General features: G+C 55.2%; 1 protein-coding gene. It reads right to left on the reverse strand.

What is annotated here, in order from left to right; genetic code table 11:
* Positions 1 to 141: 141 nt before the first annotated feature.
* On the reverse strand, positions 142 to 277 hold a 136-nt coding region (locus ACYP03_RS26000), incomplete at its 5' end, for a hypothetical protein (protein WP_459782673.1).

A 277-nucleotide genomic window follows, 5' to 3' on the forward strand; every position in this document is an offset into this window, starting at 1 on the left:
GACTTGGCGCAAAAGCGTCTGACGTTGTACGGCCAGAATCCCGCGACGGGTCTCTGCGTGAGTGGCAGGGTGGCACAGGCTGCACACTCATTCTGCCTGAAAAAAACTGCTAGCTATCAGCTGTGATCATTACTGCTGGCACTATTTGTCAGTAATCATCGGCAGATCAAGGCCCTGTTCTTTGGCGCAGTTGATTGCAATGTCGTAGCCGGCATCGGCGTGACGCATCACGCCAGTAGCTGGGTCGTTACGCAATACGCGGCGAATGCGCTCTTCG

The sequence above is a fragment of the Photobacterium sp. R1 genome, assembly GCF_054600795.1.